Below are 17,844 nucleotides of genomic sequence, written 5' to 3'. Positions count from 1 at the left end.
GAACGGTGAAAACAAACTTGAAGGTATCGGCAAGATCCTTATATATCAAACCGAAAAAGGTGACACAAAAATAGAGGTTTATTTTCAAGATGAAAATATCTGGATGTCACAGCGGAACATAGCTGAGCTTTATCAAACAACTCCGCAAAATATAACGCTTCACATGAAAAATATTTTTGCCGACGGAGAACTTGAAGAGACTCCAACATGTAAGGATTTCTTACAAGTTCAAAGTGAGGGCGCACGCTACGTTGAGCGTCAAGTCAAACATTATAACCTAAACATGATACTTGCTATAGGATATCGTGTCAGAAATAATAGAGGCATTCATTTTCGGCGCTGGGCATCAAATGTGCTTACCGAATACATGAAAAAAGGATTCGTAATGAACGATGAACGCCTAAAGAACCCTAAAGAATTTGGTGCGGATTACTTTGATGAACTGCCGGAGCGTATCCGTGAGATCCGTGCAAGTGAAGCAAGATTCTACCATAAAATCAAAGAAATTTTTGCTACTTCAATTGATTATGACAGCCACAGCGAACAAGCCGATCTGTTTTTTTAAACAGTACAAAATAAACTGCACTATGCCACACACGGACATACAGCTCCCGAACTAATTGCAGAACGTGCAGATGCAGCAAAAGACAACATGGGGCTAACTTCTTTTAAAGGTGCAAAGGTAAGAAAGAGTGATGTGACCGTTGCAAAAAATTATCTTAATAAAGAGGAAATGGACTTCTTTAACCGAATTGTCTCAATGTATCTTGATTATGCTGAGCTGATGGCGAAAAGACAAATGCCAATGTACATGCGTGACTGGGAGAAAAAGCTTGGGGAATTTTTAGAATTCAACGAAAGAGAAGTGCTGGATAATCCGGGCAAGGTCAGCCGGGAAGTCGCCGATGCGCTTGCCCTTGAAGAGTATCGCAAATTCGATGAGCAGAGAAGAATGATCACTTCTGATGTTGATGAACTGCATAATGAAGTTAAGAAATTAAAAACTTATGACTGACCACCAATTTGTTTAGTTGAATGAATGTAACATTGGATAGGCTTCAACTTGAAAGGGATCCTTGCAGATTGAAACTTATTATTTTTCCCGTGCTATACTCATTGTTCAAATGATCATAAAGGAATGTTTGTTTTGCCGCAGCCTATTGATATGCTTAAAAATATTTTCGGTTATACCTCCTTCCGACGAGGGCAGGAGGAGATCATTGACAATATCCTGAAGGGCAATGACGCACTGGCGATAATGCCTACAGGCGCAGGAAAATCGCTTTGTTACCAGATCCCTGCAGTTTTGAACAAAGGGGTTTCCATAATAATATCCCCGCTTATTTCCCTTATGAAGGATCAGGTCGACGCACTTCGTCAGAGTGGCGTACAGGCCGCCTCGATAAACAGTTCCATGACATGGGACGAAGTGGTCTCCATCTTCCGCCTTGTAAGCAGCGGCAGGATAAAGCTGCTTTATATAGCGCCGGAACGCCTCGAGAATAATGGTTTCATCGAATTCCTCCATTCACTGGACATTGCCCTGATAGTAGTTGACGAGGCACACTGTGTCTCCCAGTGGGGACATGACTTCCGCCCTTCCTATCTGAACATCGCACCGGCTATCGCATCGCTGAGACAGCGTCCTGTTGTTACTGCGTTCACTGCTACTGCAACTCCCGAGGTCAGAGAAGATATTATCCGCCAGCTTGAACTTAGATCCCCTTTTTCTGTTACGACGGGATTTGACCGAGAAAACCTCTTTTTTCAGATTGAACATCCGGCTGACAAGACAAAATACCTGCTGGAGTATGTTAAAAAATTTCCAAACGTCTCCGGCATAGTCTACTGTTCAACGCGTAAGGAAGTTGAATCGGTACGCGATAAAATATGCCGAAGCGGCATAAGCGCAGTACGTTATCATGCCGGCCTGGACAGCGATGAACGGCTGCAGAGCCAGGAAGCTTTTATATATGACAAGGTCGGGATCATAGTTGCCACCAACGCTTTCGGAATGGGCATCGACAAATCTAATGTTCGCTATGTGATCCACTACAACATGCCCGCGACTATGGATGCCTATTATCAGGAGGCCGGACGTGCAGGACGCGACGGTTTGCCTGCGGACTGTATCCTGCTCTTCGGAGAAAAGGACATAATGACCGGGCGTTACTTTATATCGCTTAGTGAGGATGCCGCGACAAAAAAAGCAGCATACCTTAAACTTCGCGGAATGGTTGACTACTGCCATACGACCGGCTGTCTGAGATCATGGATATTGAACTATTTCGGTGAAGAGGATGTGCCTGAAACCTGCGGTTCCTGCGGTAGCTGCACATCGCAGACAGACCTTGTCGATATCACTACAGAGGCAAAAAAGATAATATCCTCTGTCTACCGTATGGCCGAACATACAGGCGGACGAAAGTTTGGAAGTGCGATCCTGACAGATGTGCTGCGAGGTTCACAGAAGGCCCAGATAAAGTCCCTCGGTTTTGACAAGATCTCCACCTGGGGGATCATGAAAGGATACAAAGCTGAAGCTATACGAAATATGGTAAACTTCCTGACCGCCGAAGGCTTCCTGCAAATCGAGGACGGAGAATTTCCCGTACTTTCTTTTACCGGCAGGACAACACAGTTTCTGAAAAGCGACACAAAACTTCTGATGCGAAAGCACGAAGAAAGCGCTGAAAAGCCCCTTTCTATCCGGAAGCGCAAGCAAGTAGAGAGTGTAAATGAAGAGCTTTTTGATTCTCTGCGAACACTGCGAAAAGAGCTGGCTGCAGCAGAGGGGGTACCCCCATATGTTGTCTTCTCTGACAAGACCCTTTCCGCGATGTGCGAAACACTGCCGTCAGACAGAGAGGCTTTCCTTGAGGTTCCCGGAGTAGGCAGCGTCAAACTGGAAAAATACGGGGACGCCTTCATAGACGCGATCAAAGAGTGGAGATCAAGCTCCTGACATCAAAGATGGTCCGCACAATAAAAGCAAACCCAAATACCCGTGGATCCCGGCTCAGGAGCATACCGGGAGGACGAGGAAGGGTCTTGTTCTCAGATACTAACCAACTGATTGCCAATTGATTTGCTATTGACTCGCGACCGACTCCCGGCGGATGCATTCTCCGCCGACCCTTATCAGTAATCATAAATAACAGTCACATTGGCTTCGATCATTAATTCCCCTTCAGAAATTGGGGTAGGGGCGGTTTCCGATGCCATTTTCGCCATATCCATGGCCCTGTAGTTTGGCTGGACGAAATGGGCAGAAGAACCCTCGATTATGTTTGCCGGCTTTGAGATGGCAATTCCTGCAGCTGCTGCTATCGTGTTTGCCTTTTCCTTTGCATTTGAAACAGCCTGTGAGAGGGCCTGAAGGTAAAGCCTATCTCTCTCCTCATCGGTTACTCCGAATGATATCGAGTTGGATTGGTTGACTCCCTCTTTTACCGTCATATCAAGGACATCGCTTACCTTCTTCAGATCATTCACAGTTACGCGGATGCTGTTTATCACGTTGTAGCCTGCCAGGGTGGCGACATTGTTTTTGTAGTCATAGCGTGGGCTGATGTTATAGTTCACTGTCTTTATCTTGTTTTTCTTTATCCCCAGCGAAGCCAGGGTTTTGTACACTCTGTCCATCTTTACGGCATTTTCGCTCTGTGCTGACGCCGCATTTTTGTTGAACGTCGTTACCCCGATACTGACGTATGCTATCGTGGGGGAAACGGTGATACTTGATGATCCCTGAACGGTTATGGTGTTACGGTCTCGCTCTTCAGCTGAAGAGATAGCAGGATATGCCCCGACCACCATTACTTCGATCAAAGCAAAAATCATCAGGACCGATTTAAATGAAGTAAAATTTATTTTCATGACATTGTCTCCTTTTATGTTACAAATTTTGATATAAACAGTTAAATCATATATCATTGAATACAAACAAAATTTGGTTTGCTATATGATATGCGTAAAGGAAATATCGCTGCACTTTACACCGTTTCCAATGCCGATGAATGAATATTCTATCATTTATAGCAACGAAGATGAAATGGGATTTGACGTATTTTCGCTTTCTCAAAACACTGCTTGTATATAAAAGATACCTCCACCAGCACAGACACTGAATCAAGGACAAAAAAAAATTATATGGGGGAAATATAAAAATGCTGGAAGTTAAAAATATCGGTCTGATATTAAAGGGCGACGAGGGTGAGATCCAAGTATTAAAAGATGTGAATTTCACCTTGGATGATAAAAAAATCTATGTAATGACCGGGCCTAACGGCGGCGGAAAATCCGTAATGGCCAAGACTATCATGGGAATTCACCAGCCTACGAGCGGCCAAATTTTGTTGGATGGCGTGGACATAACGCACAAAGAGCTTTACGAACGTGCACGAATGGGCATCGGTTACGCATTTCAACAACCTGCCCGTTTTAAAGGCATCAAGGTACGTGAACTTCTGGAGATTGCCGGTGGGAAGAAGGCGTCAGTTGATACTTGCGATTATCTTTATGATGTCGGGCTGTGTGCTCAGGATTATTTGGACCGTGAAATCAATGCCAGCTTTTCCGGAGGAGAGGTCAAGCGGATCGAAATCGCCACGATTCTGGCCCGTGACTTGAAGTTGGCCATCTTTGACGAGCCTGAAGCGGGGATCGATCTCTGGAGCATGCAAAGGCTGACGGAAACATTCGAAAAGATGAACAAGAAATATGATACAACTATCCTGATAATATCACACCAGGAGCGGATTCTTGATTTGGCCGATGAAGTCATCATGGTTGCCGAAGGAACTGTCAGCGAAATAACCAACCGTGAAAAGGTCCTTGGAGAAATCAGCCGCCTCGACTCGGATTGTATGTGTCGGCGGAGCTGCAGCAGAGGAGGAAAAGCAATTGCTGGATGCGATCGATAAAAAACTGTTAGCTGAGGTTGCGGATCTGCACGAGATGCCGCACGGAGCATTCAATATTCGGAAAAATGGCCGGGGCGTCGAACGTAATACAACGGCGAATATCGATATCATAACGAAAAAAGACAAGTCAGGCATCGATGTTATCATAAAACCTGGTACAAAAGGAGAGAGCGTACATATCCCCGTTATTTTATCGGAAGGTATGGAGGATATGGTTTACAACACATTTGAAGTAGGAGAAGACTCAGACGTTCTGATCGTGGCAGGTTGCGGTATCCATAATCAGGGCGGCAAAAAAGCTCAACACGACGGGATCCATGAATTCTTTGTACGCAAGGGCGCCCGCATGAAGTATGTAGAAAAGCACTACGGCGAAGGTGATGGCAGCGGCGTACGGATCTTAAACCCCAAAACCATTATAGAGATAGAGGAAAATGGAACGGCCGAGCTTGAAATGGTACAGATTAAGGGGATAGACAGTACTTTGCGGGATACAGAAGTTCGCTTGCATAAGAACTCACGTTTGATCGTGACGGAAAGGCTGCTTACATATCTGAGCCAGACTGCTGAATCCAACATCACGGTAAATTTGCTTGGTGAAGACGCCTCCGCTCAAATCATATCCAGGTCAGTGGCTCAGAATGAATCCAAACAGGTTTTTCATTTGAACATGCGCGGTTATGCCAAATGCCGCGGACATATCCAGTGTGATTCGATCATCATGGATCAGGCACAGGTCTCGTCTGTCCCCGAAATCTCAGCCTTCAATTCCGATGCTCAATTAATTCATGAGGCTGCTATCGGCAAAATCGCATCTGAACAATTGACAAAACTAATGTCACTTGGAATGACGGAGAAAGAAGCGGAAGAAACTATCCTTCAGGGTTTCTTAAAATAAACAACCAATATGATAGAAACAGAAAGAAACGGCAATAGCCTGAAAGGTACGAAGATTCATCTGTGATTTGAGGATGCAACGTCGGGAGATTTTGAATACTGCAGATCACATGATCAGTGCTATTTGCCTTTTGAAAGTTTCTCGACAACGAAGACATCGGCCGGACAGAATTCGTACTTTCCAAGCATGTCTGGCGAGACCCATTTGATGCAGTTATGGACAGATGCAAGGGGGACTCCATCGGTCATCGATGCTCTAAAGAATAAAAATTCAATTTCCCTTTCCGGATATGGATATGTCATCTGTTCGAAAAGGTCCTGGACCTCAATATCAATTCCAAGTTCTTCCCGGCATTCCCGGACCACGCATTCTTCCGGGGATTCGCCGGGTTCGATCTTTCCTCCTGGAAATTCCCACAAAAACTCGCAGGAACCTCCCGGCCCCCGCTGGCAGATCAGTATTTCGTTATCAGAGTTATTTATTATAGCTGCGCTTACTCGTAACATATTTAGCCTGCTATCAGTTGGTTTGTCTTCTTGAGGTATTTTGCCGAAACATTAAATTGATAATTACAAATTCTATTTGTCTTCAAGACATTCCTCTATATATTTAGTACCACACTGCAGATGTTTTTCAACAGCATGTCTTAACCTGACTGCATCGTTTTTGCGAATTGCTTCAATAATTTCATTGTGTTCATCGTAGAATTTGTTGAGAAATTCTTCGCTTGATATCCAAATTAATCGGGGATATTTAAGGTTATTCCAAGACTGTTGCAGAATTTCGATCATTATGTTATTTGGATAAAATGAAAAAATATACATGTGAAAACGATCATTTGCCATAAGGAGTTTTTCAAGATCGGGCTTCACTTCAGGGTTAGTTGGAATCAGACTTTTCATTTGGTTGTTAAGAACAACGAGTTGAGGTATATCACTTGGTTTTATGTACTGCAGGGCACGTTCTGCCAAAGCTATCTCAAGCAGAGCTTTTACTTCTTGTAATTTTTTGAACTCTTTTTTTGAAATTCTCGATACCCGCCATCCCGTTCTTGGAATATACTGAATAAGTCCCTCTTGATGGAGTTTTGAAAGGGCCTCTCTAACAGGAGTAGTGCTGACGCCTAATTTTTCTGAATAGTGGTCAACGTTGATTTTTTCTCCAGGTCTAATATTGCCGGAAAGTATCTGTTCTTTTATGCTCTGGTATGTGAGTTCGCTTAGTGTAGGGACCTTAATAATTGGCTTCATGTATAAAACTCCCTTATCATATAAAAATATAAAAACTAAACTCCTTTATTATATTACAGGAGCATTTTGTGAACAGAGGGATTTGAATAAAAAAAGCCCCCCTTTTAAGGGGAGCTTTTTTTATGCAGTAAAACTAAGATTTAGAATGGACCAAGTTTAATAACAGTTGCAACGATTAATCCTATTGCGCCTGTTCCTATCAGCATTAGGTAAAGCGGAAAGACCCATTTGAAATACGTTCCAAACTCGACCTTTGCAACCCCAATATAAACAACGAGTGCCCCCATGGTGGGGATGATCATGTTTGTCAATCCGTCACCGAGCTGGAATGCCATAACAGCTGTTTGTCTTGTGAGTCCAACAACGTCAGCAAGAGGTGCCATTATCGGCATTGTAACAGCGGCCTGACCGGAACCTGATGGAATAAAGAAGTTGATAATCGACTGTATGACCAGCATTCCAACTGCAGAAAGTACTGACGGTATCTGCTGCAAGGGGACCGATAGACCATAAATGACGGTGTCAAGTATATTTCCCTTTGTAAGTACAACAGAAACTGAACGAGCAAAACCAATACATATAACTCCTACAAAGATACCTGCACAGGCATTCCCCATAATTTCACAAATCTTATCGTTTTTGAAACCGGCAATGATACCGGCAATGATACCTGATATTAGCCAAAGCGCTCCTATCTCAGAAAATCCCCATTTCCACAGCATAGGGCCGACCATCTGCAGCCCTATTGTTATTAAAAGCATTACCATCAGGATCTTCTGACGCCCAGTCATTTTTTCATTCTGCAACGCATTGATGTCGATATCTGCAGCTGTTGGGTTCACAAATCCAGTTACACTGAGCGAATGATCTGCACGGACTCTGGAAGCATAGCGTAGGACATACCAGAAGGTTATCACCATAAATATTACCCAAATTACCACCCTGAATGCCATTGCTGAATATACAGGAAGTCCTGCTATTCCCTGTGCCACGGCTACGGTGTAAACATTTATAGGTCCATACGCAAAGGAGGCGAAAGTTGGTATCATTGCTATGGCAAGACCTGTCATTACATCACACCCGCATATTAGGGCAAGAGCTATTGTCATTGGCACAAAGGGAATGTGAAGCTCAAATGCTCCCATTGCCCCGCGAATTGCAAAAAATGACATAAGGGCAATCATTACAAGGATATAGTTACCTTTGCAGACTTTCATTATCCAACCAACCATTTTATGCAGGGTTCCACTTTCAGTGTAAACATCTGTTGCAGCGATGGTAAACCATATCATTGACATGATGGACATTGAGGCGGTAAGTCCTTCAATGATAGATACGAACCAGTTGAACGGAGTTACCGGTGTTTGAGGGACGCTGTGGAAAGTATTTGGATCTATTACCTGACGACCTGCAACCTCAACACGATCGTATACTCCAGCGGGAATAACATAAGTCATGATACCTGCTAGAATTAAGCAAAACAGAATAATTGTCCAAACATGAGGCACCTTAATTCCCTGTTTTGGAATCAGAGGTTTTTGTTCATTCGGTGCGCTAAACATATCATTTCCCCTCCTTAATTATTGATTATTGTTAACTGGAATAAAAATTGCTAAGAAAGAAGATTTTTGTGGCACACACCTCCCTGCATTATTAAAAGCATGTTTTCACTATGATTTTTAAATAACCCAATGTCTTTAAGAGGGTTGCCTTTTACCACAAGAATATCGGCAAGTTTTCCTTCTTCAATTGTCCCAGTTACATTATCTATTCCAAGAATTTCAGAATTGGTCTTTGTGAAGGAAACGATTGCGCCCATCGGACCCTGTACCTTTGCTTGATAAGAAATGGCTCCCGAAGCATATTTAGTATTCACTCCGGTAAGGTCAGAACCTCCTCCGACACGAATACCAGCGTCAATTGCATGGTGAATAGCTTCATATCCTCTTTCACACACTGATACAAATTTGTCATATATAAATTTAGAAATTAGATCACGGCTTTTCTCTATCACTATTTCATATGTAATTTGTGTCGGTACGATGTATGCCCCTTTTGAAGCAACAAGGGCAGCGGTTTCTTTGGTCATGAGATTTGCATGTTCAATCGTTCTGATTCCAGCATTTGCGCTTAAGCAAATGCTTCTGTTGGAGTAACTGTGAGAGGCAACATAAGAGCCAACGGATTCAGCGACATCAACTATTGCCTTGAGTTCTTCAAGGGCATACTGCGAAGTTTCAGGCCCTTGTGTAGGACTTGCGCATCCACCGCCGCACATTACCTTCAAGAAATCTGCGCCGCGACGAATATTTTCTCTGCTTGCTTTAAGAACTTCTGGAACCCCATCAGCGATAGTTGCTCTAAACCCTAAGTATGGCTCTGAGTAGGGGCGTGTTTCAGAAGTAACTCTGTCGTCACCATGACCTCCTGTTTGAGCAATAACTGATCCGCAAATCTTAAGTCGGGGCCCAGGAACAATGCCTTGTGCTACGGCTTCCTTGAAGCCAACATCGGCACCTCCGGCATCTCTAGCAGACGTGTAACCTTGATCAAGTGCTTCTTTGAGATTTTTGAACATGCGAGCAGCCATAAGTCCCGGCGCATTCCTACGAGCAAGGTTTATAACTTCAATTTCTACTAATCCTAAATGCATATGTGCGTCTATAAGCCCTGGCATTAAAGTATTACCCCTGCAATCGTATACTTCATCTACGTAAGAAGGGGAATGGGAGTTGTCTGTTGTGATTTCTTTAATTTTGTTGTCTTCAATAAGAACAGAAACAAATTCACGAGGGTCGCTTCCAGTTCCATCGATTAGAGTGGCATTTTTTAATAATTTATACCCCATTTTCATCAGCCTTTCAGAGTTGTCTCTCTAGCTTTTAACTAGAACGCTCGAAATAATATATCATATATAATATATCATATATAATTTACCTGCAAGAGTGCCAGTGAAATTTGTACGAAATTTTTCTGATGTTGATTTAGTTTGCCTGAGCGGTGGGAAGAAAATTAGGAACTTAACTGCAAAAACGATAAAAACTACATGATGTTGTTGGGCACACCGGTTCAGCAAAAAAAAGGCAGAACCCTGATCGGACAAGGATTGTTGATATACTCGACGAAATGATGCAGCAGGACGGCAAGAGCAATGACTTGATGGATGCTGACAACGACGGTAGCATCGTTGACGACCTTTGAGGTCTGTTTAAAGATTCCATGAAAAAATAGTTGTTTTGACCCGGACCATCGGAACAAAGTGCAATATTTCTAGATTGGAACGAGATATTTGTGATCATTCGATCAACTGCTCTATGTAGTAATTGAGTTTTCTTCTGTAATAATATTCAAGCTGTTATTTTTTGGCAGAAACTGCCGTAGCAGCTTGTTTTTTTATTTCCAATTCCAATATAAAATATTCGAAATATACACATACAAAGCAGGAAATAGGGTAGAATTGTTACCCATTGCGCTAGGTAAATTCCCTGACGATAAATGCAAGAAGAGATTTATCTTAAGGTTTTGTTTTTGAACAGCAGCCTATTTGAATTTCCATGGAAGGGCATAAAGGACAGAAATCTCGCATTCTGCCTTGTATTTGGATAGAAATACCACATTGGAGGGATCTTTATGAAGGCCATAATTACAGTTCTTGGCAAGGACAAAGTCGGCATTATAGCGAAAACATGTGTTTATCTCGCGGATAAGGATGTAAACGTACTTGAGATTTCCCAGACGATCGTCGAGGGGTTTTTCAACATGATCATGATTGTTGATATAACTAACACCGCCTGTGAACTCAGCGAACTCGCCTGCGGCCTTGAAAAGCTGGGAGAAGAGATCGGCGTGATCATTAAGTTTCAGAGGGAAGAGATCTTCGAAAGCATGCACAGGATATAGCAGACCGTTATGATAACTATTTCTGAAGCACGTCAAACTACCGCGATGATAGAGGAGGAGAACCTCGATGTCCGTACCATAACCATGGGCATCAACATTCTCGACTGCGCAGACCCTGACGAAAAGAAGTTCTGCGAAAAGATCTATGACAAGATAACTGCTAAGGCTAAAAACCTTGTAAAGGTCGGGGAGGATATTTCCCGCGAGTTCGGTGTGCCTGTCGTAAATAAGCGTATCTCGATAACGCCTCTTGCCATTGCAGCGGCGGCCTGCAAAACGTCCAACTATGTTGAGATCGCAAAGACTCTGGATAACGCAGCAAAAGAGGTCGGAGTGAACTTCATCGGAGGTTTTTCTGCGCTTGTGCATAAGGGGATGACAGCGGCAGACAGGATGCTCATAGACTCCGTCCCGGAAGCCTTAAGTGTTACAGAACGGGTATGTTCGTCGATAAACCTGGCTTCAACACGCTCAGGCATAAATATGGACGCTGTAGCAAAGATGGGTGAAATAATAAGGGAGACGGCATATCTGACAAGAGACAGGGATTCCCTTGGCTGCGCGAAGTTCGTGGTCTTCTGCAACGCCGTTGAAGACAACCCTTTTATGGCAGGAGCCTTCCACGGGGTAGGAGAGACGGATTGCGCAATAAATGTCGGTATCAGCGGCCCGGGAGTCATAAAGAGAGCTTTGGAGTCAGTATATGAAGAAGACTTTGAAACCCTTTGCGAGACGATCAAAAGGACTGCATTCAAGATAACCAGGGTCGGCCAGCTTGTTGCCAAGGAAGCTGCCTCACGCTTAGGAGTCCCCTTTGGGATCATCGACCTTTCGCTTGCGCCCACTCCTGCCATAGGTGACAGCGTTGCTGAAATATTCCAGATGATGGGGCTCGAACATGCAGGAGCTCCCGGAACGACAGCTGCTCTTGCCATGCTTAACGATAACGTCAAAAAGGGAGGCATAATGGCTTCTTCATATGTCGGCGGATTGAGCGGCGCATTCATCCCTGTCAGTGAGGACCATGGGATGATAGAGGCAGTCGAGGCCGGAGCCCTGACACTTGAAAAACTTGAGGCGATGACATGTGTCTGCTCCGTTGGGCTGGACATGATAGCAATACCTGGAGACACTTCTCCCGACACGATATCCGGGATAATCGCAGATGAGATGGCGATCGGGATGATAAACAACAAGACCACAGCTGTCAGGCTGATCCCCGTTTACGGTAAAAAGGTCGGAGAAACAGTGACATTCGGAGGGCTGCTGGGCTATGCTCCGATCATGTCCGTAAATCAGTTCAGCTGTGCAGATTTCATCAGACGCGGAGGCCGTATCCCCGCCCCGGTACACAGCTTCAAGAACTAGGGAGAGCTAAAGTCAAGCAAACAGAAGTAAAAACGCAAAATTGTATTAAAATAACCGTCAATGGTTGTAATTGTTAATATTTCGCAATTATGAAGGAAAAAGGCCTGGACTACTTAATGCAGTTTCAGACCTTTTTATGTAAGCGTTTTTTATTGATGCTGTTGTATGTGTTTGCCAAATGGCTGTAGTAATTCTGTCAATTAAAGAACTTAGGCACCTTTAATTCAGTGGGATCTGCTTTTTGGAAAAACTTGGAGACATTACCGCAATAATCTTGATTTTTGCTTAAATCAAGTTTCATCGCCGGAGAACCTTCTTTAGGATTGAATTCGGCAAAATCCGCCCAGACAAGATATGGGCTTATTGTGGACTCATAGTAATAATATCCGTTAGTTAAATCTCCGACTGTACGCCAAATTGTGGCTGCGGTGTATGGGTGTTCCGGGTCCAGGGATACGATGAAAGGTTGTGACGCATTTCTGGTTACGCTGAGTATGTGCGCTATTGCTTCGCGGAGGTTTTGGGGCTGTGGTAAGTTTTTGAGATAAAAGGATGCCCTTACAAAACGATCAACAGCTTCAGATGTTCCAGGTAATGGTTTGTTCCCGCCAAAACCTTGGTATTGCTTTAGGTTTTCCTGCTGTTTATCAAAGGTAGGGGAATTGGTCATTATTGTGTATTTGCGGTCATGATAAATAACAGGTTTACCGTCAAGGAATTCTATTATAGCTGAATCACCAGTTTTATCCGCCAGAGCAAGATGCAGAGAAGCCCGCGCTTCTGTTGTACCGACGCTGGGAATGAACATAGGAATGTTGATATCTACGATCTGGTATTCTCCTGCACGAATCGCCTGGACGACTTCTGCAACTGTTGAATAGTTATCAAGTACATACTGGGCCCATAAGGCGACAGAAATCCCCGGTTTTGTCTCATCACGCCTGCCGTAATCACTTTCATTGAGCCAAAGCAGATTTGCTTCAAGCCCCATTTCATTCAGCCCATCCGAGACAAAAGATTGTCCTTTAATAGTGGAAGCAGTTACAATACTGCTATGCTTAGCAGCCCATACCACGGCATTTCCTTCTGTAAGTCCGCTCCGCTTGATCCCTCTCGGCAGAAACCATAATTCACTATCAATATTTTCAGGCCAGTCCATATTTCGGCCAACAAGAACGGCTTGCCCATTGTTTGACGAAAGAACACGACTACAGGCAGATACAGGACTGTCTGCTAAAAAAATGAATATTCCAAAGAGAAAACATAGCAGATAGAAAAAAGGAAACGTGTTTTTAATAAAATTATACATGTACTCGACCTCCTTTATATTTTGTTAAATTTTTTAATGCACTTACCCTCTTTGTCAGCGGCCTCTTGGTGTATTTGATAATGAAGACATTGTAGACCTTTTTAGCTATAAAATTATGTTTTTTGAGTTTAAACATTCAGCTGTGAAAAGTCACAAAAACAAAGGACACTTTCGTTTCCAATGATGTTCCGATGAAATGTTGTGTCTCATCACTATGAGAGTTACAGAGGAATGGATCAGGCAGATAAGCTGATGACAGGATAGCTGAATGGAGGAACGGCAGAGCTTCTGTAAAGCTCTTGAATGCAGATTATAAAGTGCTTTGGCTAAACAGTGCTGCATTCAGGTTTCCGGACAGGTCAAAATTTGCTGATAACCTCAATAATATTCATATCGATCTGATAGAAAAAATCGGTGCAACATATAAAATCAAGGTCAGCAGGGTGAAATAGAGAGCATGAATGATGGGCCCCATAACAACTGGCTTGGGGATGTTTACACAAATCTATATACGCAATACCTTCTGTACTAACTTTACAACTAGGCGGTAAGCGTTCTTAAGGCACGATCCCGCCTGATTTTCCAACATCTAAGATTTATCTTACGCTGCCCTTACTGCAAGGCTTTTGCAGAGCTCGGACCTCAACTCGGCACAGCGTTCTATGCCCCTTTCGACAGAGGAGAAAAAGGATCCCCCGTTAATAAGGCTGGTCAACATTGCCTCTGAGACCCCGCCTTTTGTCGAGACGTTTTCGAGAGATTTTTTGTCGTTTTGAGAAGCTGATAATGCAAGTTCAGCTTGGATCCAGTCTGAAAGTTTGCGGTAAACGGACCAGCGAAGGGCCATATTTTTGAGTGTCTTTTTCCTTTCCCGCTCATCCATTTTTATATTCATAAGTATGGGGGGGATGCATATTCCGGCGGTAAATGCGTCTATTTCATCTTCTGTCTTGATCTTTATTTCTCTCATTTCGCACAGGCTTACTAAATTCCTTGCAGCATCAGTTCCGTGATGCAGAACACAGATGCCCCTTCCTCCTGATATCGTTTCGGGGCCGCTGCACATCGCCCTTGATATACTGCAGTCAAAAAATGAACTTAGGGCTGAAAGGGGCAGCGCAGCCATGAATGAGAGTATCAGAGTATCCTTCCTCACATAGTTTTCTGCGATCTCCCTGATATTCTGGGGCCTGGCTGCAAGGATGATTATGTCAGAGTTTTTCATCAGATACTCTGAATCCCTGACACAGCTCTCCAGCTTCAGCCCTGAGACCCTATCCATTGTGGCCCGGCTTCCTTTATAAGAGATCATGAGGTTTGACTTCTGGAATCCTCCTTTTACCAATGCCTCTGCTATAGAGCTTCCAAGGTGGCCGAACCCGACCATTCCGATTTTCTTTTCCTTTATGTTTTTCATAGAATCATTTCCTTTCTTATCACAAATAGACAGCTGTCAGCGGCCTGCATAAAAACGCATCCGTTGGTCATTTAAGCGTACAAAAAGAATGTCACGGCGCAATTCTGTGCCGCGGTCATGGTTTGCTTTTGAATTAAGAGGTCAAAAATATTTAGGAACGGCCATGAGCATGATGCCACGGCACTAAAGAGAGAGGTCTACGGTCGAGGTCGCGGTGATCCTGTTTCGATGAAAAGTGCAGTTGATGATTTGGGAACGTTGTATTTCAGAAATATGGCCTTGCTTCGTTCAGCTGACATGGGATCACTCGCCTTCGTTTTTGGATATTGCCGGCAAGCTTACCCCACTTCACAAATCAAGTCAACCCGGGGTGCAAAATTGACCAATGAAATAATGAGTGCTAAGATAATTAGTAATTTAGTAAATTACTAAACTTACCGGAAGAGAGATGCTTATAGTGAAGATACCAAAAACATTAAAACACAAACCGGTCATTGTATCTGAGGACTATGAGAATATTGACGGGCGCAAGGCATATAACACAGATGCAAAGGGCCTTTCGCTAGGATTGGCTCAATGGAATGACAGAGGGAAGCTTGACGTTTCTGCTAAAGTATGGAGATACACAGGTGAAAAATGGTCGCGCCAATCTGAGGAACTGCCTATGCACCGCGTTCTTGACCTGGCGATCCTTACTTGCAGGAGTTACCTCTATTTTCAAAACGCATACCGCTATCCGAAACTTTATGACCCGGATAACCCGTTGATCGATCGTGTTGGATTACAGGGTGACGCGATGACGATCGAAGTATGCAAAGACAACCCAATGATCGATGAGGATATTCAATTGTTTTCACAGGCACTTAGCCAGGATGGGGAAATAATCGGGGAACGGCTGTCTGTTCTGTCCCGGCTGCTCAAAGAAGCAGGTTACTGATCCGTTACAAATGGAGTAAGGGATCCAAAAAGAGAGGAAAATCAATATGGATAAAGATAAACGTAAGGAACTGATGGAAGCATACAAACAAATAAAAGTTTATATGGGCGTGTATCAGATCAAAAACAATGAAAATTCAAAGGTGTTGATCGGAACAAGCTCTAACCTTAAAAATCGCTGGCTGACGCTGCGGATGCAGCTGGAGGCAAACAGGCATCCCAATGCAAGATTACAAAAGGACTGGAACGATTTTGGCCCGGAGAGTTTTTCATATGAAGTCATAGAACAAAAGGAATGCAAAGATATCGTTAATATCAACTGGGAATTGGAGAATATGGAAAAAGAGTGGCTTGAAAAATTACAGCCATACGATGACAAAGGGTACAACAAAAAATTGACGCAATAGAGCCGAAGGATCAAGCACAGAAAAATCACAAGTAGTACTTATCTTTTCAGATGGCTGCCCAAAATCGGCAACAGGTTGGGCTATTTTGCCTTCCCTGTTGCCGATTAAGTTTAATTAATCACTGCGCAGATTAAAATTTAACCGTATATTTCTTTTCTTATCTCGGCAGCCCTTGCGTGAGCTATAAGCCCCTCGCCGTGCGCCATATTTGAAACAAGGCCGCTTATTTCCAGCATAGCCTGTTTTGTCATACTCTGGTGCGTGCAGACCTTGAGGAAGGTGCCGGCCCAAACTCCACCAGTATAACGCGCCGCTTTCAATGTCGGCAGAGTATGGTTTGTGCCAGATGCATAATCACCGAATACCTCTGCAGTGTATTGACCGATGAACAGTGACCCGTAATTGGTTAGATTCGAGACCGCCGTTTCCGGCTTATTAACTATGACCTCCAAATGTTCCGGGGCATAACTGTTAGCAATATTTATTGCCTCAGAAAGACTGTCTGCAAGTACTACCTCACCATAATCCGCCCATGATCTGGATGCTATGTCGACTGTAGGCAGTACTGCTAACTGCTCTTCAACTGATGTTATAACCGCGTTTCCAAGTGCTTCGTCGGTGGTTACCAGTATACCTTTTGCCAGAGGATCATGTTCCGCCTGTGCGAGCAAGTCTGCGGCTATTATGCGTGGATCCGCTCCTGCACCTGCTTCAGCTATTACAAGCACTTCACTTGGGCCTGCTATAAAATCTATCCCGACTTTGCCGTAGCATTGGCGTTTCGCTTCGGTCACATACTGGTTGCCTGGACCTACGATCAGGCTTACGGGGGCAATCTGTTTGGTACCATATGAGAAGGCTGCTATCGCATGTGCTCCGCCCACGGCATATATCTCGTCCGCACCTCCGATATCCATTGCAACGAGAGTTTTCGCATTTATGTTCACATCGCCCTTAACTGAGGGGGAACATGCAGTTATTCGTTTAACCCCGGCAACCCTAGCCGGGATGGTTAGCATAAGCGCCGTGGAATATAGCGGATAACTGCCGCCTGGAACATAGCAGCAGCATGAATCAACGGGGATGATTCTGTGTCCCAGATATACCCCTGGTTTTGTCTGAAAATTCTGCAGCTCATGCATTGAGGCTTTCTGTGCCTCTGCGAATGCTTTTATATGTCCGGCTGCTGTCCGCATATCGGCTAGTTCCTGTTTACTTACCTGCTTATAGGCAGCTTCGATCTCTGTACGGCTGATTCTTAACTGAGGCCGCTGATTTTGGTCGAATCGGGCGTTATATTCAAGCAATGCCTTATCGCCGTTCTGACGTACATTTTTTATCATAGCTGACACATTATCTATAAGCTGCTGATTGTCTACATTGGTACGTGGTTTCGCTTTCTTGATTACTTTCATTGTTATTGCCCCCAGATTT

At 43.9% G+C, this 17,844-nt stretch carries 15 protein-coding genes and 1 pseudogene; 8 read left to right on the top strand and 8 right to left on the bottom strand.

Annotation, left to right across the window (positions count from 1 at the left end):
- Positions 1-103: 103 nt before the first annotated feature.
- Positions 104-1,015 (top strand): annotated as a pseudogene (locus CVV54_08035) (hydroxyacid dehydrogenase).
- 123 nt (positions 1,016-1,138) lie between these two features.
- On the top strand, positions 1,139-2,965 hold the full coding sequence (gene recQ / locus CVV54_08030) for a DNA helicase RecQ (GenBank protein ID PKL04040.1): 1,827 nt from the start codon (positions 1,139-1,141) through the stop codon (positions 2,963-2,965).
- A gap of 176 nt (positions 2,966-3,141) precedes the next feature.
- Here recQ and CVV54_08025 read toward each other — a convergent pair whose 3' ends face one another.
- Entirely contained in the window at positions 3,142-3,945 is an 804-nt protein-coding gene (locus tag CVV54_08025; protein ID PKL04039.1) for a hypothetical protein, read from the bottom strand.
- A 224-nt stretch (positions 3,946-4,169) separates the two neighbouring features.
- On the opposite strand from CVV54_08025, the gene CVV54_08020 reads away from it, so the two are divergent.
- The gene (locus tag CVV54_08020) at positions 4,170-4,925 is read left to right on the top strand and encodes an ABC transporter ATP-binding protein (protein ID PKL04038.1); all 756 of its coding nucleotides are present in this window, start codon (positions 4,170-4,172) and stop codon (positions 4,923-4,925) included.
- The gene (locus tag CVV54_08015) at positions 4,906-5,823 is read left to right on the top strand and encodes an ABC transporter permease (GenBank protein PKL04037.1); all 918 of its coding nucleotides are present in this window, start codon (positions 4,906-4,908) and stop codon (positions 5,821-5,823) included. Before CVV54_08020 ends, CVV54_08015 begins: the two co-directional genes overlap by 20 nt.
- Before the next feature lie 119 nt (positions 5,824-5,942).
- On the opposite strand, the gene CVV54_08010 is transcribed toward CVV54_08015, so the two are convergent.
- From CVV54_08010 to CVV54_07995, 4 genes are all read right to left on the bottom strand, one after another.
- Positions 5,943-6,329: an 8-oxo-dGTP diphosphatase MutT gene (locus CVV54_08010; GenBank protein PKL04036.1), complete on the bottom strand. Its 387-nt coding sequence runs from the start codon at positions 6,327-6,329 to the stop codon at positions 5,943-5,945.
- Between the two features lie 72 nt (positions 6,330-6,401).
- Positions 6,402-7,073, bottom strand: coding sequence for a hypothetical protein (locus tag CVV54_08005; GenBank protein PKL04035.1), 672 nt, complete (start codon positions 7,071-7,073; stop codon positions 6,402-6,404).
- 140 nt (positions 7,074-7,213) lie between these two features.
- Positions 7,214-8,635 (bottom strand): hypothetical protein, encoded by a 1,422-nt coding sequence (locus tag CVV54_08000; protein ID PKL04034.1) that lies wholly within the window; start codon positions 8,633-8,635, stop codon positions 7,214-7,216.
- Between the two features lie 50 nt (positions 8,636-8,685).
- Positions 8,686-9,927, bottom strand: coding sequence for a peptidase M38 (locus CVV54_07995; GenBank protein ID PKL04033.1), 1,242 nt, complete (start codon positions 9,925-9,927; stop codon positions 8,686-8,688).
- Positions 9,928-10,703: 776 nt separating this feature from the next.
- Between CVV54_07995 and CVV54_07990 the strand changes: the two genes are divergently transcribed.
- Entirely contained in the window at positions 10,704-10,973 is a 270-nt protein-coding gene (locus tag CVV54_07990) for an ACT domain-containing protein (GenBank protein PKL04032.1), read from the top strand.
- Between the two features lie 9 nt (positions 10,974-10,982).
- Entirely contained in the window at positions 10,983-12,341 is a 1,359-nt protein-coding gene (locus tag CVV54_07985) for a hypothetical protein (protein PKL04031.1), read from the top strand.
- A gap of 196 nt (positions 12,342-12,537) precedes the next feature.
- Here CVV54_07985 and CVV54_07980 read toward each other — a convergent pair whose 3' ends face one another.
- Complete coding sequence (locus CVV54_07980) at positions 12,538-13,650, bottom strand: choloylglycine hydrolase (GenBank protein PKL04030.1); 1,113 nt, start codon at positions 13,648-13,650, stop codon at positions 12,538-12,540.
- Positions 13,651-14,251: 601 nt separating this feature from the next.
- Complete coding sequence (locus CVV54_07975) at positions 14,252-15,067, bottom strand: hypothetical protein (GenBank protein ID PKL04029.1); 816 nt, start codon at positions 15,065-15,067, stop codon at positions 14,252-14,254.
- Positions 15,068-15,524: 457 nt separating this feature from the next.
- Between CVV54_07975 and CVV54_07970 the strand changes: the two genes are divergently transcribed.
- Both CVV54_07970 and CVV54_07965 read left to right on the top strand, forming a co-directional pair.
- A complete protein-coding gene (locus tag CVV54_07970; protein PKL04067.1) occupies positions 15,525-16,004 on the top strand; it encodes a hypothetical protein in 480 nt (159 codons plus the stop codon).
- Between the two features lie 46 nt (positions 16,005-16,050).
- On the top strand, positions 16,051-16,410 hold the full coding sequence (locus CVV54_07965) for a LuxR family transcriptional regulator (protein ID PKL04028.1): 360 nt from the start codon (positions 16,051-16,053) through the stop codon (positions 16,408-16,410).
- 137 nt (positions 16,411-16,547) lie between these two features.
- On the opposite strand, the gene hisD is transcribed toward CVV54_07965, so the two are convergent.
- On the bottom strand, positions 16,548-17,825 hold the full coding sequence (gene hisD / locus CVV54_07960; protein PKL04027.1) for a histidinol dehydrogenase: 1,278 nt from the start codon (positions 17,823-17,825) through the stop codon (positions 16,548-16,550).
- Between the last annotated feature and the right edge of the window lie 19 nt (positions 17,826-17,844).

The organism is Synergistetes bacterium HGW-Synergistetes-1, from assembly GCA_002839185.1.
GTDB lineage: Bacteria > Synergistota > Synergistia > Synergistales > Synergistaceae > Caenicola.
Note: the sequence above shows the minus strand (reverse complement) of the source record. Positions and strands in the feature narration are given on the sequence as shown.